The organism is Geodermatophilus sp. SYSU D01176, from assembly GCF_054050015.1.
Genome location: NZ_JBJGYN010000039.1, coordinates 1 through 23,733 on the forward strand (window position 1 = coordinate 1; position 23,733 = coordinate 23,733).

General features: G+C 75.2%; 23 protein-coding genes, 3 tRNA genes and 1 pseudogene. 16 read left to right on the forward strand and 11 right to left on the reverse strand.

From position 1 onward, the window contains the following. Nucleotides 1-135: 135 nt before the first annotated feature. The 5 genes from ACI78Z_RS18380 to ACI78Z_RS18400 form a co-directional block, all read right to left on the reverse strand. Nucleotides 136-543, reverse strand: coding sequence for a hypothetical protein (locus tag ACI78Z_RS18380; RefSeq protein WP_457037985.1), 408 nt, complete (start codon nt 541-543; stop codon nt 136-138). Between the two features lie 81 nt (nt 544-624). Next, nucleotides 625-1,278, reverse strand: a complete 654-nt coding sequence (locus ACI78Z_RS18385) for a response regulator (RefSeq protein WP_457037986.1) — start codon at nt 1,276-1,278, stop codon at nt 625-627. Further along, entirely contained in the window at nt 1,275-2,393 is a 1,119-nt protein-coding gene (locus ACI78Z_RS18390; protein ID WP_457037987.1) for a sensor histidine kinase, read from the reverse strand. Before ACI78Z_RS18390 ends, ACI78Z_RS18385 begins: the two co-directional genes overlap by 4 nt. 204 nt (nt 2,394-2,597) lie before the next feature. Further along, nucleotides 2,598-2,927 (reverse strand): putative quinol monooxygenase, encoded by a 330-nt coding sequence (locus tag ACI78Z_RS18395; protein ID WP_457037988.1) that lies wholly within the window; start codon nt 2,925-2,927, stop codon nt 2,598-2,600. A 25-nt stretch (nt 2,928-2,952) separates the two neighbouring features. Then, nucleotides 2,953-3,333, reverse strand: a complete 381-nt coding sequence (locus ACI78Z_RS18400) for a VOC family protein (protein ID WP_457037989.1) — start codon at nt 3,331-3,333, stop codon at nt 2,953-2,955. A gap of 66 nt (nt 3,334-3,399) precedes the next feature. On the opposite strand from ACI78Z_RS18400, the gene ACI78Z_RS18405 reads away from it, so the two are divergent. From ACI78Z_RS18405 to galK, 8 genes are all read left to right on the forward strand, one after another. Continuing rightward, entirely contained in the window at nt 3,400-4,212 is an 813-nt protein-coding gene (locus ACI78Z_RS18405; RefSeq protein WP_457037990.1) for a fumarylacetoacetate hydrolase family protein, read from the forward strand. Further along, nucleotides 4,209-5,711, forward strand: a complete 1,503-nt coding sequence (gene gltX / locus ACI78Z_RS18410; protein ID WP_457037991.1) for a glutamate--tRNA ligase — start codon at nt 4,209-4,211, stop codon at nt 5,709-5,711. The genes ACI78Z_RS18405 and gltX overlap by 4 nt, the downstream gene beginning before the upstream one ends. Before the next feature lie 4 nt (nt 5,712-5,715). Continuing rightward, complete coding sequence (locus tag ACI78Z_RS18415) at nt 5,716-7,035, forward strand: CPBP family intramembrane glutamic endopeptidase (RefSeq protein WP_457037992.1); 1,320 nt, start codon at nt 5,716-5,718, stop codon at nt 7,033-7,035. Further along, a tRNA-Gln gene (locus ACI78Z_RS18420) sits at nt 7,021-7,092 on the forward strand. Before ACI78Z_RS18415 ends, ACI78Z_RS18420 begins: the two co-directional genes overlap by 15 nt. 47 nt (nt 7,093-7,139) lie before the next feature. Further along, nucleotides 7,140-7,212, forward strand: a tRNA-Glu gene (locus ACI78Z_RS18425). A 100-nt stretch (nt 7,213-7,312) separates the two neighbouring features. After that, nucleotides 7,313-7,385 (forward strand) — tRNA-Glu (locus ACI78Z_RS18430). A 143-nt stretch (nt 7,386-7,528) separates the two neighbouring features. Next, nucleotides 7,529-8,629 (forward strand): galactose-1-phosphate uridylyltransferase, encoded by a 1,101-nt coding sequence (gene galT, locus ACI78Z_RS18435; protein WP_457037993.1) that lies wholly within the window; start codon nt 7,529-7,531, stop codon nt 8,627-8,629. A 150-nt stretch (nt 8,630-8,779) separates the two neighbouring features. Continuing rightward, nucleotides 8,780-9,937, forward strand: a complete 1,158-nt coding sequence (gene galK / locus ACI78Z_RS18440; protein WP_457037994.1) for a galactokinase — start codon at nt 8,780-8,782, stop codon at nt 9,935-9,937. 10 nt (nt 9,938-9,947) lie between these two features. Here galK and ACI78Z_RS18445 read toward each other — a convergent pair whose 3' ends face one another. Together ACI78Z_RS18445 and ACI78Z_RS18450 are read right to left on the reverse strand one after the other, a co-directional pair. Continuing rightward, nucleotides 9,948-11,054: a sulfite oxidase gene (locus tag ACI78Z_RS18445; protein WP_457037995.1), complete on the reverse strand. Its 1,107-nt coding sequence runs from the start codon at nt 11,052-11,054 to the stop codon at nt 9,948-9,950. A 61-nt stretch (nt 11,055-11,115) separates the two neighbouring features. Beyond that, nucleotides 11,116-11,793 carry an IclR family transcriptional regulator gene (locus ACI78Z_RS18450; protein WP_457037996.1) on the reverse strand — a complete coding sequence of 226 codons (678 nt, stop codon included), beginning with the start codon at nt 11,791-11,793 and terminating at the stop codon, nt 11,116-11,118. A gap of 108 nt (nt 11,794-11,901) precedes the next feature. Here ACI78Z_RS18450 and leuC point away from each other — a divergent pair, with 108 nt between their 5' ends. Then, on the forward strand, nt 11,902-13,320 hold the full coding sequence (leuC, locus tag ACI78Z_RS18455) for a 3-isopropylmalate dehydratase large subunit (RefSeq protein WP_457037997.1): 1,419 nt from the start codon (nt 11,902-11,904) through the stop codon (nt 13,318-13,320). A 37-nt stretch (nt 13,321-13,357) separates the two neighbouring features. Next, nucleotides 13,358-13,963, forward strand: a complete 606-nt coding sequence (gene leuD, locus ACI78Z_RS18460) for a 3-isopropylmalate dehydratase small subunit (protein ID WP_457037998.1) — start codon at nt 13,358-13,360, stop codon at nt 13,961-13,963. A gap of 148 nt (nt 13,964-14,111) precedes the next feature. On the opposite strand, the gene ACI78Z_RS18465 is transcribed toward leuD, so the two are convergent. From ACI78Z_RS18465 to cofC, 3 genes are read right to left on the reverse strand one after another with little or no spacing between them, the layout of a single operon-like run. Then, nucleotides 14,112-15,059: an NUDIX hydrolase gene (locus ACI78Z_RS18465; RefSeq protein WP_457037999.1), complete on the reverse strand. Its 948-nt coding sequence runs from the start codon at nt 15,057-15,059 to the stop codon at nt 14,112-14,114. Further along, a complete protein-coding gene (locus ACI78Z_RS18470) occupies nt 15,049-17,109 on the reverse strand; it encodes an RNA degradosome polyphosphate kinase (protein ID WP_457038000.1) in 2,061 nt (686 codons plus the stop codon). Before ACI78Z_RS18470 ends, ACI78Z_RS18465 begins: the two co-directional genes overlap by 11 nt. A 48-nt stretch (nt 17,110-17,157) precedes the next feature. Beyond that, nucleotides 17,158-17,799, reverse strand: a complete 642-nt coding sequence (gene cofC, locus ACI78Z_RS18475) for a 2-phospho-L-lactate guanylyltransferase (protein WP_457038001.1) — start codon at nt 17,797-17,799, stop codon at nt 17,158-17,160. A gap of 272 nt (nt 17,800-18,071) precedes the next feature. Here cofC and ACI78Z_RS18480 point away from each other — a divergent pair. The 4 genes and pseudogenes from ACI78Z_RS18480 to ACI78Z_RS18495 all read left to right on the forward strand — a co-directional run. Further along, nucleotides 18,072-18,170: pseudogene (locus ACI78Z_RS18480) on the forward strand (1-acyl-sn-glycerol-3-phosphate acyltransferase); the annotation flags it as partial. Nucleotides 18,171-18,267: 97 nt separating this feature from the next. Continuing rightward, entirely contained in the window at nt 18,268-18,744 is a 477-nt protein-coding gene (locus ACI78Z_RS18485) for a lysophospholipid acyltransferase family protein (protein ID WP_457038030.1), read from the forward strand. Beyond that, nucleotides 18,741-19,757 carry an NAD(P)H-dependent glycerol-3-phosphate dehydrogenase gene (locus tag ACI78Z_RS18490; RefSeq protein WP_457038031.1) on the forward strand — a complete coding sequence of 339 codons (1,017 nt, stop codon included), beginning with the start codon at nt 18,741-18,743 and terminating at the stop codon, nt 19,755-19,757. Before ACI78Z_RS18485 ends, ACI78Z_RS18490 begins: the two co-directional genes overlap by 4 nt. Before the next feature lie 26 nt (nt 19,758-19,783). Continuing rightward, the gene (locus tag ACI78Z_RS18495; protein WP_457038002.1) at nt 19,784-20,935 is read left to right on the forward strand and encodes a cystathionine gamma-lyase; all 1,152 of its coding nucleotides are present in this window, start codon (nt 19,784-19,786) and stop codon (nt 20,933-20,935) included. Between the two features lie 148 nt (nt 20,936-21,083). On the opposite strand, the gene ACI78Z_RS18500 is transcribed toward ACI78Z_RS18495, so the two are convergent. Beyond that, nucleotides 21,084-21,842, reverse strand: a complete 759-nt coding sequence (locus ACI78Z_RS18500; RefSeq protein ID WP_457038003.1) for a CDP-alcohol phosphatidyltransferase family protein — start codon at nt 21,840-21,842, stop codon at nt 21,084-21,086. A gap of 88 nt (nt 21,843-21,930) precedes the next feature. Between ACI78Z_RS18500 and ACI78Z_RS18505 the strand changes: the two genes are divergently transcribed. Together ACI78Z_RS18505 and ACI78Z_RS18510 are read left to right on the forward strand one after the other, a co-directional pair. Continuing rightward, nucleotides 21,931-23,064: a D-alanine--D-alanine ligase family protein gene (locus ACI78Z_RS18505; RefSeq protein WP_457038004.1), complete on the forward strand. Its 1,134-nt coding sequence runs from the start codon at nt 21,931-21,933 to the stop codon at nt 23,062-23,064. Beyond that, a complete protein-coding gene (locus ACI78Z_RS18510; RefSeq protein WP_457038005.1) occupies nt 23,061-23,708 on the forward strand; it encodes a hypothetical protein in 648 nt (215 codons plus the stop codon). Before ACI78Z_RS18505 ends, ACI78Z_RS18510 begins: the two co-directional genes overlap by 4 nt. Nucleotides 23,709-23,733: the final 25 nt, after the last annotated feature.

Genomic DNA, 23,733 nt, shown 5'->3' on the forward strand with positions numbered 1-23,733 from the left:
CCCCCCCCCCCCCCCCCCCCCCCCCCCCCCCCCCCCCCCCCCCCCCCCCCCCCCCCCCCCCCCCCCCCCCCCCCCCCCCCCCCCCCCCCCCCCCCCCCCCCCCCCCCCCCCCCCCCCCCCCCCCACCACCCATCGTCAGTGCGTGTACTCGTCGAGGCGCCACCACATCGCCAGCGCCATGGCGGGGAGCATCAGCACGTGCCCGGCGGTGAACAGGAACGACCCGGACACCGCGCCGGCCCAGTAGGGCCCCAGCAGGACGGCGAAGGGCACGTACATCGCCGCCGACATCTCGACGATCGCGGGCCACGAGTGGCCGCGGAACCGCATCCAGGCGGCCATCGCGACCGCCATGTTGGTGGCCATGACCATCGCGTGGACGTCGACCCGGTCGTCCAGGCCGGGCCAGAGCAGGGTCTCGAGCGGCCCGAGCACCGCCATCCCGACCACCATCGCGACGACCATCTCGAGGTAGTGGCGGACGAGGTGCCAGGTGTGCCGGCCGCGGCTGGGGGTGTGCTGGGGAGAGGTCTGCGTCGTCATGCCGCAGAGCGTCGGGCCCCGCGCCGTCCCTGCCAGGTGCCGGAGGTCACGATCGACGGTCACGGTCCGGCATGACCGTCGTCAGAGCAGGTCGAGGGCGCGGGCACGCAGCGCCGCCTGGGTGCGGTCGCGGGCGCCGAGCTTGCCGAGCAGGTTGGTCACGTGGTTCTTGACCGTGCCCTCGGCCAGGAACAGCGCCGTCGCGATCTCCCGGTTGCTGCGCCCGTCGGCCAGCAGCCGCAGCACCTCGAGCTCCCGCTCCGACAGCGGCACGACCAGCGGCTGCGGCCGGGCCCGCGGGGCGTCGTCCAGCTGCGCGAAGCGGGCCACCACCTTGGCCGCGACCGACGGCTGCAGCACCGACTCCCCGCGGGCGGCGGAGAGCACCGCCTCGACGAGGCGGTCGGAGGACACGTCCTTGAGCAGGTAGCCCAGCGCACCGGCCCGCAGCGCGGCGAAGACGTCCTCGTCGTCGTCGAACGTCGTCAGGGCCAGCACCCGGACGCCGGGCTGCTCCACCCGCAGCCGCCGGGTCGCGGCGATGCCGTCGAGCACGGGCATGTGCAGGTCCATCAGCACGACGTCGGGCTGCAGCTCGGCGGCCCGCTCCAGCGCCTGCTGCCCGTCGCCGGCCTCGCCCACCACCTCGACCTCGGGCCGCGCACCGAGCAGGGTGACCAGCGCCTCGCGGAACAGCGCCTGGTCGTCGACCACGAGCACGAGGACGGCGCTCACCCCGGCACCTCGACCAGCAGTTCCGTGCCCGCGCCCGGGGTGGAGCCGACGGTCACGCGGCCGCCCAGGCGGGCCGCCCGCTCCCGCAGCCCCACCAACCCGAAGGCATCCCGGTTCCCGTCGCCCCCGGGAGGGGGGAGGCCGCGGCCGTCGTCCCGGACCGCGAGGCGGACGGTGCCGTCGTCGCCGTAGTCCAGCACCACCCGGGCGCAGGTCGCCGCGGCGTGCTTGCGCACGTTGGTCAGCCCCTCCTGGGCCGACCGGAACAGGGACTCCTCGGCCTCCGCCGGGAGCCGGCGTGGGGTGCCGACGACCTCGAGCGCGGCCGGGGTGCCGGCCGCCGAGACCTCGGCGACCAGGGCCTCCAGTGCGGTGCGCAGCGGCGGCGACGTCCGGGGCTCGCGCAGCGCGGCGACCGACCGGCGGACCTCGGCCAGCGCCTCGCTCGCCTGCGTCTGCGCCTTGGCCAGGACGTCGTCGGCGCGGGCGGGGTCCGACGACAGCAGCGCCCGCGCGGCCTGCACCTGCATCTGGACGACGGTCAGGTGGTGGCCGAGGCCGTCGTGGATGTCGCGCGCCAGCCGATTGCGCTCGCGCGTGGTGGCGAGTTCCTCGGCCTGGGCGGCGTACCCGCGCAGCCGCTCGTTGGCCGCGGCCAGCTCGGCGCGCGCCCGTTGCGCCTGCTGCAGGAGCGCGGTGACGACGGCGGTGAACACGGCCGCGCCGAGCAGCCCGAGCGCGTTGCGGGCGAAGTCGGCCCAGCCCATGCCGAGGTGGACCAGCGGGACGACCGCGGTGACCACCGCCGCGGCGGGCAGCGGCAGCAGCAGCACGCTCTGGCTGACCAGCACCAGCAGGAGCAGGGTCGCCCCGACACCGGCGTGCGCCGCGCCGAACAGGAGGGCGCCCAGCGGTAGCTGGAGGCACACGTGGCCGGCCGCCAGCCAGTACCGGCGCGGGGCCGGCTGGACGGCCAGCCACGGGAGCGCGACGAGCGCGTGCGCGGCGTACGTCACCCCGAGGGCGACGGCGAGCAGCGGATCGGGGTCGTCGGTCGCCTCCACCACGACGGTGAGCAGCGCCAGGAGGGTCAGCACCGCGAGGGCGCGGTTCACGGTGATCACTCTCGCGCCGCCGACGCGCAGAGGTCAATCACACCGTCGACCTACCGGCCGACACCGCGTCCAGGTGCCGTCCCCGGCGACAGCTGAGCCGCTGTCCGGGTCCCGGCCGGTACGAGGACCCCGTCCTCCCCGCCCCTCGCAGGCTCGGGGCGGTGCCCTGGACGGGGCCGCCGGGCCCCCCGCGACCGGTCCACCTCAGCCCCTGGGCTTGACCTCGCCCATCGGGCCGAAGCCGCTGACCTGCGGGGCGTCGATGTAGATGATCTGCGGCTGCTCCGCGACCAGGTCCGACATCCAGTCGAAGGCGGCCTTCGCGTGCGGGGTGGCCACGTGCGAGGCGCCGGCGTCGGAGTCCCGGAAGCCCTCGATGCAGACGAAGGTGTTCGGGTCCTCGACGCTGCGGGACCACTCGAAGAACAGGCTGCCCTCCTCGGCGTTCACCGCCCGGGCGTACTCGTCGGCGTGGCGCCGGAACTCGTCGATGCGGTCGGGCCGGACCGGGAACTTGATGACGATCAGGATCACGTCGGTCTCCTCTTTCTCGGATCGGTCACAGCGGGTCGAGACGGCGGCGCAGCAGGCAGAACGGGTTGCCCTCGGGGTCGGCGAGCACGTGCCAGCTCGCCGCGTCGGACTGTCCCACGTCCCCCGGGGTTGCCCCCAAGGCCAGCAGCCGTTGCAGCTCGGCGTCCTGGTCCCGGTCGGTGGGACTGACGTCGACGTGCAGCCGCGCCTTGCCCGGTGTCGGATCGGCCACCGGGGCGAAGACGATCGTCGGCGCCGGCCCGCCGAAACCGGCCTCCGGGCCGATCTCCACCGCGCCCTCCTCGTCGCGGCCGAGCACCCGGTAGCCCAGGACCTCGGCCCACCACGCGGCCAGCGTCCCGGGGTCGCGGGCGTCGACGACGATCTCGCTGAGCCGGCACGCCATGCTGCGACCGTAGGACCCGACCGGCGCGGGCGCGGCCCGGGACCCGGAGGTCAGTAGCCTCGGTGCGTGCGCATCGTCCGTTTTGCCTCGCCCTCCGGCATGTCCTTCGGCGTCCTCGACGGAGACGGTCAGGTGGCCCAGATCGAGGGCCACCCGTTCGGGACCATCTCCTTCACCGGCCAGCGCTACGCCCAGGCCGACGTCCGGCTGCTCTCGCCGATCCTGCCGAGCAAGGTGGTGTGCGTCGGCAAGAACTACGCCGCCCACGTCGCGGAGATGGCCACGGGGGACGCCCCGTCCCAGCCGCTGCTGTTCCTCAAGCCGTCGACGACGGTCATCGGCCCCGGCGACGCCATCCGCATCCCGCCGGGCAGCACGAACGTGCACCACGAGGTCGAGCTGGCCGTCGTCATCGGCGCCCGGGGTGCCCGCAACCTGACCCCGGAGCAGGTCCCGGGCAGCGTGTTCGGCTACACGATCGCCAACGACGTCACCGAGCGGGACATGCAGGCGAGCGACGGGCAGTGGACCCGCGCCAAGGGCTTCGACTCCTTCTGCCCGCTGGGCCCGTGGATCGAGACCGACCTCGCCGGCCTCGGCAAGGACCCCGCCGACCTCGAGGTCACGTGCACGGTGGACGGCGAGCTGCGCCAGTCCGGCCGCACCAGCCAGCTGCTGTTCGGCGTCCCGGCGCTGGTCTCCTACATCTCGCAGGTGATGACCCTGCTGCCCGGCGACGTCGTGCTCACCGGCACCCCGTCCGGCGTGGGGCCGATCGCGCCCGGCCAGCGGGTCGAGTGCAGCATCGAGGGGCTCGGCACGCTGACCAACGGCGTCACCGGCGCCGACACCGTCTCCACCGCGGGGGGCGCACGGTGACATCTCCCACCGACCCGCCCCACCCGACCGGTGTGCGCACCCGCTTCTGCCCGTCGCCGACGGGCACGGTGCACGTCGGACTGCTGCGGACGGCGCTGTTCAACTGGGCGCACGCCCGGCACACCGGCGGCACCTTCGTCTTCCGCATCGAGGACACCGACGCCTCCCGCGACTCCGAGGAGTCCTACCGGCACCTGCTCGACAGCCTGCGCTGGCTGGGTCTGGAGTGGGACGAGGGCCCCGAGGTGGGCGGGCCGCACGGCCCCTACCGGCAGTCCGAGCGGCACGAGATCTACCGCGAGGTCGCGGCCAGGCTGCTCGCGGCCGGGCACGCCTACGAGTCCTTCTCCACCAACGAGGAGGTCGAGGCCCGCCGGCTGGCCGCCGGGCAGGACCCCAAGCTCGGCTACGACAACGCCGACCGCTCCCTCACCGACGAGCAGAAGGCCGCCTTCCGCGCCGAGGGCCGCGAGCCGGTGCTGCGGCTGCGGATGCCCGACGAGGACCTCGCCTGGACCGACCTGGTCCGCGGCGAGATCCGCTTCGCCGCGGGCTCCGTGCCCGACTTCGTGATCGTCCGGGCCAACGGCGTGCCGCTCTACCCGTTCGTCAACCCGGTGGACGACGCCCTCATGGGCATCACCGACGTCCTGCGCGGGGAGGACCTGCTGCCCTCCACGCCGCGACAGCTGGCGCTCTACCGCGCGCTCACCGACATCGGCCTGGCCGACGGCGCACCCCGCTTCGGCCACCTGCCGTACGTGACGGGGGAGGGCAACAAGAAGTTCTCCAAGCGGGACCCGCAGTCCAACGTCGACGTGTACCGCGAGCGCGGCTTCGTCCCCGAGGGCTTCGCCAACTACCTCGCGCTGCTGGGCTGGGCGATCGCGGAGGACCGCGACGTGTTCTCGATGGCCGAGATGGCCGAGGCCTTCGACGTCACGCGGGTCAGCGCCAACCCGGCCCGCTTCGACCTGAAGAAGGCCGAGGCGATCAACGCCAGCCACCTGCGCGCGCTGCCGGTCGGGGAGTTCACCGCCCGGGTCACCCCGTTCCTCGCCCGCGCCGGGCTGGTCGGCGACCCGCCGACCGCCGAGCAGCAGCGCGTCCTCGAGGCCATCGCCCCCCTGGCCCAGGAGCGCATGATCGTCCTGTCCGACGCCGTGGGCCTGCTCGGCTTCCTCTTCGTCGACGACGTGGAGATCGACCCGGCGGCCGCCGCCAAGCAGCTCGCCGGCCCCGAGGCGGCCGAGGTGCTCGACGCCGCCGAGCGGGTGCTGCGCGAGCTGCCCGACTGGACGACGGCCGACATCGAGACCGCGCTCAAGGAGGCCCTCGTCGAGGGGCTGGGGCGCAGGCCGCGCCAGGCCTTCGGGCCGGTGCGCGTCGCCATCAGCGGGCGCACGGTGTCCCCGCCGCTGTACGAGTCCCTCGAGCTGCTCGGCCGGGACCGCACCCTCGCCCGCCTCGCCGCGGCCCGGACCGCCGTCCCCGGGTGACCGGATGAGCGCGGCGGGCCCGCCCGGCTGGTGGGCACCGGAGGAGGAGCCCTACGGCGGGCCGCCCCCCACCGGTCCCTACGGCGCGCCGCCGTACGTCCCCGGGGCGCTGCACGGCGTGTACGCGTCCCCCGCCACCGGGGTGGCCGCCGGGCCGGTGCCGTGGCCGCTCGGGCCGGTCCCGCTGCAGCCGGGCCCGCACACCGCCCCGCCGTGGGCGCCGCCACCCGCCCCGCCGTGGGGGCCGCCACCCGGGCCGCCGTGGGGGCCGCCGCCGGGGATGCGGTGGGAGCCGCCGCCGGGCACCCCGCCGCACGACGAGCCGGTCGAGTACCTGCAGGCCATGCGCTCGCGGAACTGGCACTGGTGGCGGCCGCTGCTGGGCCTGCTGCTGTTCGTCGCGGTGTACCTCGTCGCCACCCTCCTCGCCACGGCGCTGGTCTTCCTGGCCGGCTTCGCCGCCGGCGCCTTCCCCGACCCCACGGCGATCGACCCGACCGACCTGACCGACCCCGGCCTGCTGCTGCTCACCAACATCTCGCTGATCGTCGCGATCCCGTGCGTGTGGCTGTCCTGGGCCGCCGCGCACGGCATGCCGATCGGGTGGTCGTCGTCGGTGCTGGCCCGGTTGCGCTGGCGGCTGCTGACGCCGTACGCGCTGCTGGCCCTGCCGACCCTCGGCGCCGGCCTGCTGCTCAGCGTCCTGCTGGGTCACGTGGCCGGGGACTGGGATGCCACCGGCCCGGTGGACGGGTTCGGGTGGCTGTTGCTCGTGGTGCTGCTGACCACGCCGCTGCAGTCCGCCGCCGAGGAGTACGTGTTCCGCGGCTACCTCAGCCAGGCGATCGCCGCGTGGGTCGGCCGGCCCCGGGCCGGTGCGGTGGTCGCCGCGGTGCTGACCGCCGCCCTGTTCTCGGCCGCCCACCTGCCGCCCGACGTCTGGACCTTCCTGGACCGGTTCGCTTTCGGGCTGGCCGCCTCGGCCGTCGTCTGGCTGACCGGCGGCCTCGAGGCGGCGATCGTGCTGCACGCGGTCAACAACGTCGTGGTCTTCGTCCTGGCCGGCTCGCTGGGGGAGGGGGTGGCCACCGAGTCGGTCCCCTCGGGCACCGGCGTCCTCGTGGTGCTCGTGGACCTGCTCGCCATGGCCGCGTACGTCGCCCTCGTCGCCCGGTACCGCCGGCGGCTGCGGCCGGAGGTGCGCAGCGCCGCGTTCGACCTGCGACCACCGTCACCCCGGGGGGTGCCCTGGCCGCCCGTCGGCATCGGGTATGGTGTTGTCCGGCGCCGCGAGGCGCAGCACCACCCTTGGGGTATGGGGTAATTGGCAGCCCGACGGTTTCTGGTTCCGTTAGTCTAGGTTCGAGTCCTGGTACCCCAGCGAGGAAGTTGTCTGCCTGGAGACACAGTTCCTCAGCACCACCGCACGGCCCCGTCGTCTAGCGGCCCAGGACGCCGCCCTCTCACGGCGGTAGCGAGGGTTCGAATCCCTTCGGGGCTACAGCGAGCGAGAGCCCCCGGCCATCCGGCCGGGGGCTCTCGTCGTTCCCGGGCCCCGGTGCACGGGCCCGCGGCGGCACGTGGCACCATGGGCACCGCGCGGCCCCGTCGTCTAGCGGCCCAGGACGCCGCCCTCTCACGGCGGTAGCGAGGGTTCGAATCCCTTCGGGGCTACAGCGAGCGAGAGCCCCCGGTCACCCGACCGGGGGCTCTCGCCGTCCCGGACCACCGCGGAGTGGCCGGGCTGCTGGAGCGGGGTCTAGCGTCGGGACGCCGTTCACGCACGGTGACGAACGGCGGGAAGGCGGGGCGCACCAGTGATCCGGACGAGTCGTCGGCTGGCCGACGGCCGGGAGATCCTCTACTTCGACGCCGGGGACACCGCACCGCCACGGACCGCCGAGGACCCGCGCGACCTCCCCCCGGTCAGCACCCGCTCGCAGCTGCGGTGGGACCCGCTGCTCGGCGAGTGGGTGGTCCTTGCCTCGCACCGGCAGACGCGGACCTTCCTGCCCCCGGCCGACCTCTGCCCGCTGTGCCCGACCCGGCCCGGCCGCGAGCCCACCGAGGTGCCGGAGGCCGACTACCAGGTCGTCGTCTTCGAGAACCGGTTCCCGTCGCTGGCGACCGCGGTCGAGCGCGCGGTCCCCCCGACCGCGCCCGGCGCCCCGCTGACCGGGCTGCGTCCCGGCTTCGGCCGGTGCGAGGTCGTCGTCTTCACCAGCGAGCACGACCGGTCCTTCGCCACGCTCGGTGCCGACCGGGCCCGGCTGGTCGTCGACGTGTGGGCCGAGCGCACCGCGGAGCTGTCGGCGATCGACGGGGTCGAGCAGGTCTACGTGTTCGAGAACTCCGGCGAGGAGATCGGGGTGACCCTCTCCCACCCGCACGGGCAGATCTACGCCTACCCGTTCCTGGCACCGCGGGTGGAGAAGGTGCTGGCCTCGGTGCAGCGGCACCGCCGGGAGACCGGCGGCGACCTGTTCGCCGACGTGCTGTCCGCCGAGCGCGCCGGACCCCGCGTGGTCGCCGCCAACGAGCACTGGACGGCGTTCGTGCCGGCCGCCGCGCGCTGGCCCTACGAGCTGCTGGTATTCCCGCACCGCCGGGTGCCCGACCTGCCCGCGCTGACGACTGCGGAGCGCGACGCGCTCGCCGGCCTGTACCTCGACGTGCTGGGCCGCTTCGCCCGCCGCTTCGACACCCCGATGCCCTACATCGCCTCCTGGAACCAGGCGCCGGTCACCCGGGGGCGCGAGGACTGGTGGCTGCACCTGCAGCTGTTCTCGCTGCGCCGGGCGCCCGGCAAGCTGAAGTACCTGGCCGGCTCGGAGTCCGGCATGGGCGCGTTCATCAGCGACACGACCCCCGAGGACGTCGCCGAGCAGCTCCGGAACGTGAAGTCGACAGGCGAGTGAGCACCCTAGGGAGATGCCCGGGAGCCGACGGTGAGTGAGCATCGCAGCGAGCGCCAGCGAGCGAGGAGCGGAGCGAACGCGGAGGCGACCCGGGTGACAGACCGAGGAGCGGAGCGAGCCGCGGAGCCGGACCATGGACGACGTGGGCTCGTGAGCGCCGCCGACGCCGCCCGCACGGCCTTCGCCGAGGCCTTCGGCGGGCAGCCGGAGGGGGTCTGGGCCGCGCCGGGCCGGGTGAACGTCATCGGCGAGCACACCGACTACAACGAGGGCTTCGTGCTGCCGGTGGCCCTGCCGCACACCACCCGTGCCGCGGTCGCCCGCCGCGGCGACGGGCTGGTCGTCCTGGTCTCCGCGCAGCACCCCGGCGACCGGGTGGAGGTGCCGGTCGCCGAGCTCGCGGCCGGGCGGCCGGGCGGCTGGGCCGGCTACCCGGCCGGTGTGGTCGACGCGCTGCGCGACCGCGTGCCCGGCGGGGTCGGCGTGCTGGTCGACGGCGACGTCCCGGTCGGCATGGGGCTGTCGTCGTCGGCCGCGTTGTCCTGCTCGGTGGCGCTGGCGCTGCGCGACCTCGCCGCCCCCGACCTCGCCGTCGCCGACCTGGTCGACGTCGCGCGGCGAGCGGAGAACGACTTCGTGGGGGCGCCCACCGGCATCCTCGACCAGTCCGCGTCGCTGCTGTGCACGGCCGGCCACGCGCTGTTCCTCGACACCCGCGACCGCAGCACCGAGCAGGTGCCGCTGGACCTGCGGGCGGCCGGCCTGGAGCTGCTCGTGGTCGACACCGGGACGACGCACGACCACGCCACCGGTGGCTACGGCGACCGGCGCCGCGAGTGCGAGCAGGCCGCCGAGCGGCTCGGGGTGAAGGCGCTGCGCGACGTCCCGGACGTGGCCGCACTGGCCCCGCTGGACGACGGCACCGCCGACGGCGGGGTGCTGCTGCGGCGCGCGCGGCACATCGTCACCGAGAACGCCCGGGTGCTGGAGGTCGTGCGGATCCTGCGCGGGACCGCGGACCGGGCGGCGATCGGGCCGGTGCTCACCGCCGGGCACGCCTCGCTGCGCGACGACTTCGAGATCTCCACCGTCGAGCTCGACACCGCCGTGACCACCGCGTTGGAGTCCGGCGCCGCCGGTGCCCGCATGGTGGGCGGCGGCTTCGGCGGCAGCGCCGTGGTGCTGGTCGGGACCGACCGCACCGACGCGGTGGCGCGGGCGGTCGCCGACCGGTTCCGGCGCGAGGGCTTCGCCGCGCCGCGGTCGTTCGCGGTCGTGCCGTCGGCAGGGGCACGCCGGCTGGCCTGATCGCCGTCGGTCAACCGAGCACCGTCACCGGCACCCGCTGCACCAGGTTGTTCGCCATGCCCTGCCGGTTCCACACCTGCTCGGTGGGCTGGCTGCCCTCGGCGTCGCTCGCGCGGACCAGCAGCTCCCAGCTGCCCGGCTCCGCCGTCCACGGGAACCGCCAGGCCCGCCAGGCGAACGGGTGCGCCGGGTCGGCCGGGGCGAGCTCGGCGGGGGACCAGCCGGCGCCGCCGTCCGTGCTGACCTCGACGCCGGTGACCGGCGCCCGGCCCGACCAGGCCCGGCCGGTGAGGACCACCGGCCCGGGGCGCAGGAAGCGCTCGCGGGTCATGAAGTCCGGCCACCCCGGCGGGTGGAGCAGGGCGCGCGGCGCGATGCGGGTGACCGGTACACCGGCGTCACCCGCGTCGACCTTGAGCCGGTAGGCGGTGGCGTTCTGGAAGCCGTCGAAGGGCCGGTCGAGGACCTCGATGCGGGTCAGCCACTTCACGTGCGCCATCCCGTACCAGCCGGGCACCAGCAGCCGCAGCGGCGCACCGTGCTGGGGCGGCAGGGGCATCCCGTTCATGCCCCAGACCAGCAGCACCTCCGGGCGCACCGCCTCGGCCAGCGGCAGGCCGCGGGCGTAGTCCTGCTCGACGCCGCGCTCGACGCCGTGGTCGGCGCCGGTGAAGGCGACGTCGACCGCGTCCTCGGCGATCCCGGCCTCCTCCAGCAGCGGGGCCAGCGGCGTCCCGGTCCACTCGGCGGTGCCGACGGCCTCCAGCAGCCAGGGCTGGCTCACCGGCCGCGGCTCGTAGCGGGCCCGGCCGTTGCCGGCGCACTCCAGGAGCACCCGTGAGGTGACGGCCGGCCGGCTGCGCAGGTCGTCGAGGGTCAGCCGCAGCGGACGGGCGACGGCGCCGGTGACCTCCAGCGACCAGGTCGCCGGGTCGACGGCGGGGATGTCGTAGTGCGTGAGCACGTAGTGCAGCCCCGGCGGCGTGACGTCGTAGCGCAGCGCCTCGAGCGGCATGCCGTGGTTGCGGGTGGCCAGCGCCAGCTCGTCGAGGCCGATGCCCTCCCCGGGCTCGGCGATCCGGGCGCGGCCGCGGTACGTGGGCTCGGTGGCGGTCATGGGCCCAGTCTCGGCCGGAGAGCTCCGGAGGGGAACTCCCCGGACGGTCAGGGGGCCTCGTTCAGCGGACGGCGCGGGCTATGGCGCCGGCGGCCTCGAGCACCGCGCCGACCACCTCGGGCGCGGGACGGCGGCCCAACCGCTCGACCGGCCCGGAGATGGAGACCGCGCCCAGCACCACACCGGCGGGGTCGCGGACCGGCGCGGACAGCGACGCCACCCCCGGCTCCCGCTCGGCGACGCTGTGCGCCCAGCCCCGGCGGCGGACGTCGAGCAGCGTGCGGGCCGTGAAGCTGGCACTGGGCAGCAGCGGCGTGACCTCGTCGGCGGGGGCGAAGGCGAGCAGTGCGTGGGCCGCCGAGCCCGCGGTCATCGGCAGCCGCGCGCCGACCGGCACGGTGTCGCGCAGCCCGTGCGCCCGCTCGGCGGCGGCGACGCACACCCGGCTGGCGCCGTCCCGGACGTAGAACTGGGCGCTCTCCCCGCTGGTGTCGCGCAGCGTGACCAGGTGCCGGCCGGCGAGCTCGGCGAGGTCGGCGACGCCGCGGCCGAGCTCGCCCAGCGCGGGCCCGGGCGCCCACGCGCCGGCGGGCGTGCGCCGCACCAGGCGGTGCCCCTCGAGGGCCACGGCCAGCCGGTGCGCGGTCGCGCGGGGCAGTCCGGTGCGCTCGACGAGCTCGGCGAGGGTCGCCGGCTCGGCGGCGACGGCGCGGAGGATGGCCACCGCTTTGTCCAGCACGGCGACGGGGTTAGGCTGTCCCACACAGCAATACTCGCATCCCACAGCGTGAGATGGCCAGCGTGGTCGTCCGCGCCGTCGCGAGACCCGACCCCGGAGGGACCAGCCGTGCCGAAGACCCTGGCGGAGAAGGTCTACGACGCCCACGTCGTGCGCAGCGCCGCGGGCGAGCCGGACCTGCTCTACATCGACCTGCACCTGGTGCACGAGGTGACCAGCCCGCAGGCCTTCGACGGCCTCCGCGCGGCCGGCCGCACGGTGCGCCACCCCGAGCTGACGATGGCCACCGAGGACCACAACGTCCCGACGCTGGACATCCTCAAGCCCATCGCCGACCCGGTCAGCCGCGCGCAGGTCGAGGCGCTGCGCCGGAACGCCGCCGAGTTCGGCATCCGGCTGGCCCCGATGGGCGACCGCGACCAGGGCATCGTGCACGTCATCGGCCCGCAGCTCGGGCTCACGCAGCCGGGCATGACGATCGTCTGCGGCGACAGCCACACCTCCACCCACGGCGCCTTCGGTGCGCTGGCCTTCGGCATCGGCACCAGCGAGGTCGAGCACGTGCTGGCCACCCAGACGCTGCCGCAGTACCGGCCGAAGCAGATGGCCGTGACCGTCGACGGCCAGCTGCCCGAAGGGGTCTCGGCGAAGGACGTCATCCTGGCGGTCATCGCCGAGATCGGCACCAACGGCGGCGCGGGCCACGTCATCGAGTACCGGGGCAGCGCGATCGAGGCCCTGTCGATGGAGGCCCGGATGACGATCTGCAACATGTCGATCGAGGCCGGCGCCCGCGCCGGGCTGATCGCGCCGGACGAGACCACCTTCGCGTTCCTGCAGGGCCGCCCGCACGCCCCCCAGGGCGCCGACTGGGACGCCGCGGTGGAGTACTGGAAGACGCTGCGCACCGACGAGGACGCCGTCTTCGACACCGAGGTCGTCCTGGACGCCGCTGAGCTCACGCCGTTCGTCACCTGGGGCACCAACCCCGGCCAGGGCCTGCCGATCGCGGAGTCGGTGCCCGACCCGGCCTCGTTCGCCGACGAGAACGAGCGGCGTGCCGCCGAGCAGGCGCTGGCCTACATGGGCCTGGAGCCGGGCACCCCGCTGCGCGAGATCGAGGTGGACACCGTCTTCCTCGGCTCCTGCACCAACGGCCGCATCGAGGACCTGCGGATCGCCGCCGAGCTGCTGCGCGGCAAGCACATCGACCCGAACACCCGGATGCTCGTCGTCCCCGGGTCGGTCGGGGTGAAGCTGCAGGCCGAGGCCGAGGGCCTGGACCGGGTGTTCACCGAGGCCGGCGCCGAGTGGCGGGGTGCGGGGTGCTCCATGTGCCTGGGCATGAACCCCGACCAGCTCCAGCCGGGGGAGCGGTCGGCCTCGACCAGCAACCGCAACTTCCAGGGTCGCCAGGGCAAGGGCGGCCGCACCCACCTGGTGTCGCCGTCCGTCGCCGCGGCCACCGCGCTGACCGGGCGGCTCACCGCCCCTGCCGACCTGTCCGACGTCCCCGCGACGGTGTGACCACCCGCCCGACCACCCCAGCAGGAGTCTGAGTCCGATGCAGCCCTTCACCACGCACACCGGCACCGCGGCCCCGCTGCGCCGCAGCGCCGTCGACACCGACCAGATCATCCCGGCGGAGTACCTCAAGCGGATCACCCGCACCGGGTTCGAGGACGGCCTGTTCGTCGCCTGGCGGAGGAACGAGCCGGACTTCGTGCTCAACCAGCCGCAGTACGCCGACGCGTCGATCCTCGTCGCCGGCCCCGACTTCGGCACCGGCTCCTCCCGCGAGCACGCCTGCTGGGCGCTCCTGGACGGCGGGTTCCGCGTGGTCATCAGCTCGCGGTTCGCCGACATCTTCAAGAACAACTCGACCAAGTCCGGGCTGCTCACCGTCGTCCTGCCGCAGGCCGAGGTCGAGGCGCTGTGGGCCGCGGTGGAGGCCGACCCCACCACGCCGGTGACCGTCGACCTGCAGGAGAAGCGGGTCACCTACGGCGAGCGCAGCGTGCCGTTCGAGGCCGACGACTACACCCGCTGGCGGCTCCTGGAGGGCCTCGACGACGTCGGGCTCACCGAGCGGCACCTGGCCGACATCGAGGAGTACGAGGCGCGTCGTCCGGCCTGGCTGCCCAAGGCGCTGCCCGCTCTCCCCGCCTGAGGTCGAGGCCGCCCGGCGGTGCGTGCGGGGTGGTCCGCCACGGTCACCGACTCCTCCGGCGGACCACTCCCGCGCTGTTCCACCCGCGTCCGCGCCGTTGCAGCAGCGCTGAGGTGTCGAGAACGGCGCGAGAGTGCGGGGTCCTCGTTCAGCGCAGGCCGGTGACGGCGGGCTCGTCGGCTCCGTCGGCGGAGAAGTCGCGGTAGTAGTCGGCCGCGAGCGCCCCCGGCCGGCCGCCGAGCGCCCAGGTGCTGCCCTTCGCCGCCGGCGGGAGCAGCGACCCCGGAACGCCCGCGAAGCGGACGCCGAGGGCCGCCAGCACCGACGGGATGGCCCCGCCCTGGCTGCAGACGACCGTCACCCCGGGCCGGTCGCGCGGCGCCAGGAGCCGCTCGACGGCGGCGAGGGCCGCCTGCGGGTCGCCGGCGAACTCCTCCTCGCCGACCTCGGGCAGCGGGCGCACGTCGAGGCCGGTCCGCTCGGCCAGCGGCTCGAGGGTCTGCCGGCAGCGGACCCGCTCGGCGGTCAGCAGCTCGACGGGGCCGAAGACCGGCAGCACCTGCGCCAGCTGCGCGGCCTGCCGGCGCCCCTTGCCGTCCAGCGGCCGCAGCTCGTCGGGCCCGTCCCAGTCGGACTTGCTGCCGGCCTTGGCGTGCCGGACCAGCAGCAGCGAGGGCTCGAGCGGGACGTCGGTGCGCGCCAGGTCGGCCAGCACCGCGCGGTCGTGGGCGTGGCTGACCTGCGCGCAGGCCTCCTCGACCGGCAGCCAGCGCAGCTCGTCGACCTCGTCGTTCGGCTCGAACACCCCACCGACCACGCGCATCAGCCAGTAGTCGACCCGCTTGGGGCCCTCCGGCACCTCGTACTCGGTGCGCACGCTGCGCCGTCCGACGACGACGTCCAGCCCGGTCTCCTCGGCGACCTCGCGCACCGCGGTCTGCAGCAGGTGCTCGCCGTCGTCGGGCTTGCCCTTCGGCAGCGACCAGTCGTCGTACTTCGGGCGGTGCACCAGCGCGGTCTCGATCCCGCCGCCGTCCGCCGGGCGCCACAGGGCGCCACCGGCGGCGCGGACCAGGGGGCTCCCCTCAGCCGGCATGGTCGACCGCCGCCGCCATCAGCGCGGCCTGGTAGTCGTGCTCGCCGCTGCGCGCCCAGGTGCCGTCGCTGCCGAGCTCCCAGCAGCGCACGCCGTCGGCCATCGCGGCGTCGAAGACGTCCTGCAGCTGACGCTGGGCGGTGTCGTCGCAGACCCGGAGCAGCACCTCGACGCGGCGGTCGAGGTTGCGGTGCATGAGGTCGGAGCTGCCCAGCCACCACTCGCCCTCACCGCCGCCGGCGAACCACATCGCCCGGGAGTGCTCGAGGAAGCGGCCGACGATCGAGCGCACCCGCACGGTCTCCGACAGCCCGGGGACGCCCGGCCGCAGCGAGCAGATGCCGCGGATGAGCAGCTCCACCGGCACACCGGCCGACGACGCGTCGTAGAGGGCGTCGATGAGCTGCTCGTCGACCAGCGAGTTAACCTTGATGCGGATGCCGGACGGACGGCCCTCGCGGGCGTGGCGGGCCTCCCGCCGGATCTTCTCCACCAGCCCGGGGCGGATGCCGTGGGGCGCGACCATGAGCCGGCGGTAGGTCGTCTGCCGCGAGTAGCCGGTGAGGGTGTTGAACAGGTCGGTGAGGTCGGCGCCGACCCGCGGGTCGGCGGTGAGGATGCCGAGGTCCTCGTAGAGCCGGGCGGTCTTGGGGTTGTAGTTGCCGGTGCCGATGTGGCAGTACCGGCGGATCAGGCTGCCCTCGCGGCGGACGACGAGCGCGGTCTTGCAGTGCGTCTTCAGCCCCACCAGCCCGTAGACGACGTGGCAGCCGGCGCGCTCCAGCGAGCGGGCCCAGCTGATGTTGGCCTCCTCGTCGAAGCGCGCCTTGATCTCGACCAGGACCACCACCTGCTTCCCGGCCTCGGCGGCGTCGATGAGGGCGTTGACGATCGGTGAGTCGCCCGACGTGCGGTACAGCGTCTGCTTGATCGCCAGCACGTTCGGGTCGGCGGCGGCCTGCTCGATGAACCGCTGCACGCTGGTCGCGAACGAGTGGTACGGGTGGTGGACGAGCACGTCGCCCTCCCGCAGCGTGGCGAACACGCTCTTGGGCGTCTCGCCCTCCGACAGGCGCGGGTGGGTGGCCGGGACGAACGGCTCGTCCTTGAGCTCGGGGCGGTCGAGGCCGTAGAGCTCCCAGAGCGCCGCGAGGTCGAGCAGGCCGGGCACGTGGACGACGTCGGACTTGTCCACCTCGAGTTCGGAGATCAGCACGCCGAGGATCTGCGGGTCCATCGGCTCGGCGACCTCCAGCCGCACCGCCGGGCCGAAGCGACGGCGGGCCAGCTCGCGCTCGAGCGCCTGCAGCAGGTCCTCGTCGCGGTCCTCCTCGACCTCCAGGTCGGCGTTGCGGGTGACCCGGAACAGGTGGTGGTCGATGACGTCGAGGCCGGGGAACAGCGTCGGCAGGTGTGCGGCGATCAGGTCCTCGAGCGGCAGGAACGTCGCGCAGGACTCCACCAGCCCCACCGGCACGAAACGGGGCACGTTGTTGGGCACCTTGAGCCGGGCGAACCGCGGGGCTCCGGTGTCGGGGTCGCGCACCTGGACGGCGAGGTTGAGCGACAGGCCGCTGATGTAGGGGAAGGGGTGCGCCGGGTCGACCGCCAGCGGGGTCAGCACCGGGAAGACCTGGTCGCGGAAGTACTCCCGCAGCCGCTTGGTCTCGTCCTCGCCCAGGTCGGACCAGTGCACGATGCGGATCCCGGCCTCCTCCAGGCGCGGGGTGATGTCCTTGGTGAAGACGTCGGCGTGCCGGTGGACCAGGTCGCGGGTCCGCTCGGACACCCGCGCCAGCTGCTCGCGGATGGTCAGCCCGTCGGGGGAGCGGACGGTGAGCCCGGTGCTCTGCCGGCGCTTCAGGCCGGCGATGCGCACCATGTAGAACTCGTCGAGGTTGCCGGCGAAGATCGCCAGGAACTTCACCCGCTCCAGCAGCGGCAGCGAGTCGTCCTCCGCGAGCTCGAGCACGCGGGCGTTGAAGTCCAGCCACGACAGCTCGCGGTTGATGTACCGGTCGGCGGGCAGGCCGGATCGAGTCGAGGGCACGGGCTCATCGTGCCGCAGCCGGGTTGCCGGTGGGGAACGCGCGACGGATCAGCCGGTGCGCGGGGCCGGCCGGCCCAGCACCGCGGCGGTGTGCGGCCCGACCCCCAGCGCGAGCGCGGCGCGCAGGTCGCCGGGGGTGTCGACGTCGCGTGCCAGGCCCGGCCAGGCGCCGGTCAGCGGGACGGCGCCGCCGGCCGCGTGCCGCTGCGCCGACCCGGGCCCGAAGGCGGGGGAGAGGTCGGCGCCGGCTGCGGTGAGCAGCGTCGTCCCGGTGCCCTGCGCGTCGGGGACGAAGCAGCGCGGCGCCTGCTCGGCCGCGGCGAGTGCGGCGGTCAGCTCGTCCGGGCGCAGGGCCGGCAGGTCCGAGGACAGCGCCGCCACCGCGGTCCCCCCGGTGGCGCGGGCGCCGTGCGCGAGGGCCGGGTTGAGGCCGCGGTCGGGCTCGTCGGGCACCGTGCGGGCGCCGAGGCGGGCGACCTCCGCGGCCGCGGCGGGGTCGTCGGTGACGACGAGGACGCCGGCGACGGCCGGCGAGGCCAGTGCCGCGGCGACGGTGTCGGCCAGCAGCGCCAGGACCAGCCGGTCGTGCGCGTCCCGCGGCGGGCCCTCCAGACCCTCGGGCAGCGGCGTGAGGCGGGTCTTGGCCAGCGCCAGCCGCTTCGCCGGGACGACGACCGACCAGGCCCGCACGGCCACAATGTCAACACACCGGCGCGGGGCGGGCGGACCCGGTGCACCCGGCGCACCCGTCCAGGGCCGATCATGGCTGTCACAGGTCCCGGCCGGACCAGGACCGGGCGGGCAGGGAGGAGGAGCCGGTGACGCAGCAGGGGTCTCCGGACGCCGGGGTGTCGTGCCGCACGGCAGCCCCGCCGTCCCGGTGGCGCACCCGCAGGCCGCTCCCGCCGGCCCTGCTGTTCTGCGTCGCGGTCGTCTACCCGGTCACCGTGCTGCTGTTCCGGATGCGCTACCGGCACGCCGAGCGCTTCCCCCGCACCGGCCCGGTGCTCGTCGTGGCCAACCACGTGTCGGTGCTCGACCCGCTCGCCTGCGCCCGGCTGGTGTGGGACTGCGGCCGCGTTCCGCACTTCCTGGCCAAGGAGTCGGTGTTCACCGGCTGGGCCGGGAAGATCCCTGCGCGCCGCCGGGCAGATCCCGGTGGCCCGTGGCCGGGCCGACGCCCGGGCGTCGCTGGCGGCCGCCGAGGCCGACCTCGCCGCGGGCAACGTCGTGGTCATCTACCCGGAGGGGTCGGTCACCCGGGACCCGGACTGGTGGCCCATGGAGGCCCGCACCGGCGTGGCGCGGCTGGCGCTGACCACCGACGCCGCCGTCGTGCCGGTCGCCCAGTGGGGGCCGCAGCGGCTGCACGACTACCACACCAAGGAGCTGCACCTGCGGCTGCGCGCACGGGCCGACTACCTGGTCGGCGAGCCGGTGGACCTCACCGACCTGCGGGCGCAGGTGCGCGGCGGCCGCCCCATGACCGGGGAGCTGCTGCGCGAGGTGACCGACCGGATGATGGCCTCCGTGCGCGACCAGCTGGCCGAGCTCCGCGGGGAGCCGGCGCCTCCGAGGACCACGCCCCACCCCCGGCGGGCACTGCCGGGCGACCTGCCGGGGAGCGCCGCGTGAGCCGGCTCGGGGGGACGGGCACCCGCGCCGCCGTCCTGGGGGCGGGCTCGTGGGGGACCACCTTCGCCAAGGTGCTGGCCGACGCCGGCTGCTCGGTGCTGCTGCACGCCCGCCGGCCGGAGCTGGCGTACGCGATCGGCGAGACCCGGGAGAACGCCGAGTACCTGCCCGGCATCCGGCTGCCCGACCGGCTGCGCGCCACCGCGGACGCCGCCGAGGCCCTCGCCGACGCCGAGATCGTGGTGCTCGCCGTCCCCTCCCAGTCGCTGCGGGCCAACCTCACCGAGTGGGCGCGGCTGCTCCCGCCGGACTCGGTCCTGCTCTCCCTCATGAAGGGCATCGAGCTGGGCAGCACCAAGCGGATGAGCGAGGTGATCCGGGAGGTCACCGGCGCCGGGCCCGATCGGGTCGCCGCGCTGTCCGGTCCGAACCTGGCGCGCGAGATCGCCGAGGAACAGCCGGCCGCGACCGTGGTGGCCTGCGCCGACCACGCCCGCGCCACGCAGGTCCAGACCGCCTGCCACACCCCCTACTTCCGCCCGTACACCAACCAGGACCTGGTGGGCTGCGAGCTCGGCGGTGCGGTCAAGAACGTCATCGCGCTGGCCTGCGGCATCACCGAGGGGATGGGGTTCGGCGACAACACCCGGGCCTCGCTGATCACCCGCGGCCTGGCCGAGACCGCCCGGCTGGGCGCGGCCCTGGGCGCCGAGCCGGCCACGTTCGCCGGGCTCGCCGGCCTGGGCGACCTGGTCGCCACCTGCAGCTCCCCGCTGTCGCGCAACCGCACGTTCGGCGAGCGGCTGGGGCGCGGCATGTCGGTGGAGGAGGTGCAGCGCAGCACCCGCCAGGTCGCGGAGGGCGTCAAGAGCTGCGAGCCGGTGCTGGAGCTGGCGCGGGCGCACGGGGTCGACGTGCCGCTCACCGAGGCGGTCGTCCGGGTGTGCCACGACGGCGTCCCGGTGACGCAGATCGTGAAGGACATCATGTCGCGAGAGGCCAAGCCCGAGTGAGCGGCCCGAGCGAGGACGGGGCCCGCGTGGGCGAGCTGCCGGAGGAGTGGGGCGACGGCACCCGCTCGGTACGGGCGGGGGAGGAGCCGGCCGTGCCGGGTGCGCCGCTGCGCCCCTCACCGGTCTTCGCCGCTCCGTTCCACCTGGGGGACCGACCGCCGCGCGCCGGCGGGGCGGATGCCTACGCGCGGACCGAACACCCCACGCTGCGCGCGTTCGAGGCCGCCGTGGGCGAGCTGGACGGCGGTCGCTGCCTCTCCTTCGCGACCGGCATGGCCGCGATCACGGCCGCGCTCATGGCCTGCGCGAGCGCGGGGGACCGGGTGGTCCTCCCGGCCGACGGCTACTACACGACCCGGCTGCTGGGACGCGAGGAGCTCGACCGGCTGGGCCTGCGGGTGGAGTACGTGCCCACCCCGGAGATCGAGGACGTCGCCGCCCGCGGGGAGCTCCGGGGTGCCCGGCTGGTGCTGCTGGAGACGCCGAGCAACCCGCAGCTCGACGTCTGCGACGTGGTCGCGGTGGCCGAGGCGGCCCGGGACGCCGGCGCGCTGCTCGCCGTCGACAACACCACCGCCACCCCGCTGGGCCAGCGCCCGCTCGCCCTCGGTGCCGACCTCACCATCGGGGCGGACACCAAGGCGCTGACCGGACACAGCGACCTGCTGCTCGGGCACGTGAGCACCACCGACGACGCGGTGTACGCGCGCCTGAAGAGCTGGCGGGACCACACCGGCGCGACCCCGGGGCCGTTCGAGGCGTGGCTGGGGCACCGCTCGATGGCCACGCTCGACCTGCGGCTGACCCGGCAGGCGGAGAACGCCCGCGCCGTCGCCGAACTGCTCGCCGCCCATCCCGCGGTGACCGGCGTCCGCTGGCCGTGGCGGCCGCAGGACCCCTCGTTCGCGCTGGCCTCGCGACAGATGGCCCGGCCGGTGGGGGTCGTCTCGGCGGTGCTGCCCGACGAGGCCGCCGTCGCGCGGCTGGTGGCCGCCAGCCGGCTGTGGGCGGCGGCCACCAGCTTCGGCGGCCTGCACAGCACGCTGGACCGGCGGGCCCAGTGGGGCGGGGACGCCGTCCCGCCGGGCTTCGTCCGGTTCTCCTGCGGGATCGAGGACACCGCCGACGTGGTCACCGACCTCGCCACCGCGCTGGACGCCGCCCTCGACGGGGTCTGAGCAGCGGTTCCCGGGTTGCCTGGGGCTCGGTCGACCGGCGAGATCGGCGGTCTCGCCCGCTCCGCGGCCGGTGACCGTGCGAGACCGCCGATCTCGCCGCTGCGACGGCCCGCACCGTCGACCGATCAGCACACCGCCGTGAGCCCGCTCAGCCGGTGGCGGCGAGCTCCCCGCGGCGCCGTCGGGCCGCCCGCGCGGTCAGCCACAGGCTCACCCCGACGTAGTAGCCGAGGTAGGCCAGCGACAGCGCCACCACGACCGGGTGCGGGTCGGGCACCTGCAGCAGCAGGACGGCGTAGGCGACCAGCCACACCGCCGTCAGCACCAGGCTCAGGCCGCGCAGGGCCGTCGTCCGGGACGGGTACAGGTAGCGCACGGGCACGAACACCAGCACCGAGCAGACGACGAGGACCGCCGCGACCACCCCCGGGCCGAGGTCGAGGACGATCGCGTAGAACGCCACCACGTTCCAGTAGCTCGGGAAGCCGAGGAACGTGTTGTCGTCGGTCTTCGCGTCGACCCGGCAGAACTGGTAGCTCGACGCCAGCAGGGGCAGCGCCGCCACCACCCACCCCACCGCGCCGCCGGGCAGCGACCCGGTGGTCCACAGCAGCACGACCGGCGCGAAGGCGTAGGTCAGGTAGTCGACGATGTCGTCGAGCCGGGCACCGTCGAACCAGGGGATCGTCTCCTTGACCCGCAGCCGGCGCGCCAGCATCCCGTCGGTGCCGTCGACGACGAGCGCGACCAGGCCCAGCCACAGGGCCGCCACCGCGTTGCCGTCGAAGGCCGCCAGCACGATCAGCAGCCCGAGCACCGACCCGCTCGCGGTGTAGACGTGGACGGCCGCCCCGGCCAGCCGCAGCCGACGCGGGTAGACCGCCGGAGCCACCGCGTTCTCGCCCATCGGGAGGAGGCTGCCACACCGCGGTCGCCACGGCCTCGTCCGCCCGTCGCCCAGGCGCTCCGGCCGGTCTCCACTAGGGTCGGCCGCGATGAGCGGACAGGCGGGCAAGCTGCGCATCGCGGTCGTCTTCGGCGGCCGCAGCGCGGAACACTCCATCTCCTGCGTCTCCGCCGGGGCCGTCCTCGCGGCGCTGGACCCCGACCGGTACGACGTCGTCCCCGTGGGCATCACCCGCGCCGGCGCGTGGGTGCTGCCCGACCCCGGGCTGCGGCTGGCGATCGTCGACGGCGAGCTGCCGGAGGTCCCCGGTGGGACGCCGGTGACGCTGACCGGCGACCCGGCCGACCCCGGCCTGCTGCGGCTGGACGGCGCGGGGCCGCGGATCGGGCTCGACGTCGTCTTCCCGGTCCTGCACGGCGCCTACGGCGAGGACGGCACCATCCAGGGGCTGCTGGAGATGAGCGGCATCCCCTACGTCGGCTCGGGCGTCTTCGCCAGCGCGGCGTCGATGGACAAGGAGTTCACCAAGAAGCTCCTGGCCGCCGCCGGGCTGCCCCAGGGGGACCACGTGGTGCTGCGCGACGCCGCGGGGGCGCTGTCGGCCGACCCCGACGTCCTCGACGCGGCCACCCGCGAGCGCCTGGGCCTGCCGGTGTTCGTCAAGCCCTCGCGGGCCGGGTCCAGCATCGGGATCACCAAGGTCACCGACTGGTCGCAGTTCCCCGGGGCCGTCGCCACCGCGGCCGCCGTCGACGCCAAGGTGGTCGTGGAGGCCGCCGTCCCGGGGCGGGAGGTCGAGTGCGGCGTCCTGGCCGGGCCCGGCGGCGGGCCGCCGCAGGCGAGCCTGCCGGCCGAGATCCGGCTGCACGCGGGCACCGACTGGTACGACTTCGCCGCCAAGTACCTCGACGACGCCGCCGACTTCGACGTGCCGGCCGACCTCACGCCCGAGCAGACCCGGGCGGTGCAGGAGGCGGCCTGCCGGGCCTACCTGGCGATGGACTGCCGCGGCCTGGCGCGGGTCGACTTCTTCCTCGGCACCGGCCCGGACGGCGCCGAGCGGCTGGTCGTCAACGAGGTCAACACCATGCCGGGGTTCACGCCGATCTCGATGTACCCGCGGATGTGGGCCGCGTCCGGTGTGGACTTCGGCACGCTGGTGGACCGCCTGGTCGAGGTCGCGCTGGCCGGCGCCCCGGCGCTGGACGGCAGCCGGGCGTGAGCCCGCCGGCGGTCGTCCGGCACGGCGGGCTGGCGCTGCTGCTGGCCCTCCTGGGTGGCTGCTCGACCCCGCCCGACGGCGGCGCCGCCGCCGCACCCACCGCCGCGACGCCGGCCACGCCGGCGGAGCTCGAGGAGCTCGTCGTCCCCGACGTCCCCTCGGGGTTGCCGCGCGTGCCCGACGACCACCTCTCACCGCCGGCGGGGGCCAAGGCGGTCGAGGACGTCGCCGGCTACGCCGAGGACGCCGCCCGCGAGCGCGAGGTGCTCGACGACTACGGCTACCGCTTCGGCTGGGAGCGCTACTGGGGGTCGGGCTCGGGCCCGCTGACCACCGTCTTCACCCACCAGTTCGAGACCCCCGACGGCGCGGCGGCCTTCACCGCGGACGTCGCCGACCACGACGCCGAGGTGTACGGCGGCATGCTGCGGGAGGGCCCGCCGGGGCTGCCGGACGGGTGCCGGTTGCTGGAGCTCGCCGAGGGCGCCCCCGCGGACGGGGTGCCCTCGCCGGCGGCGTTCGCGTGGTGCACGCGCGGGGTGTTCAGCGTGGCGGTCACCGCCGTCGCCGGGTCCATCGAGTCGGCGAGCGCGGAGGTCCGGGCCGTGGTGGCGGCCCAGCTGGACCGGCTGCCCTCGTCGTGAGGAGGCTGCGCGGCCCTCCTGCAGG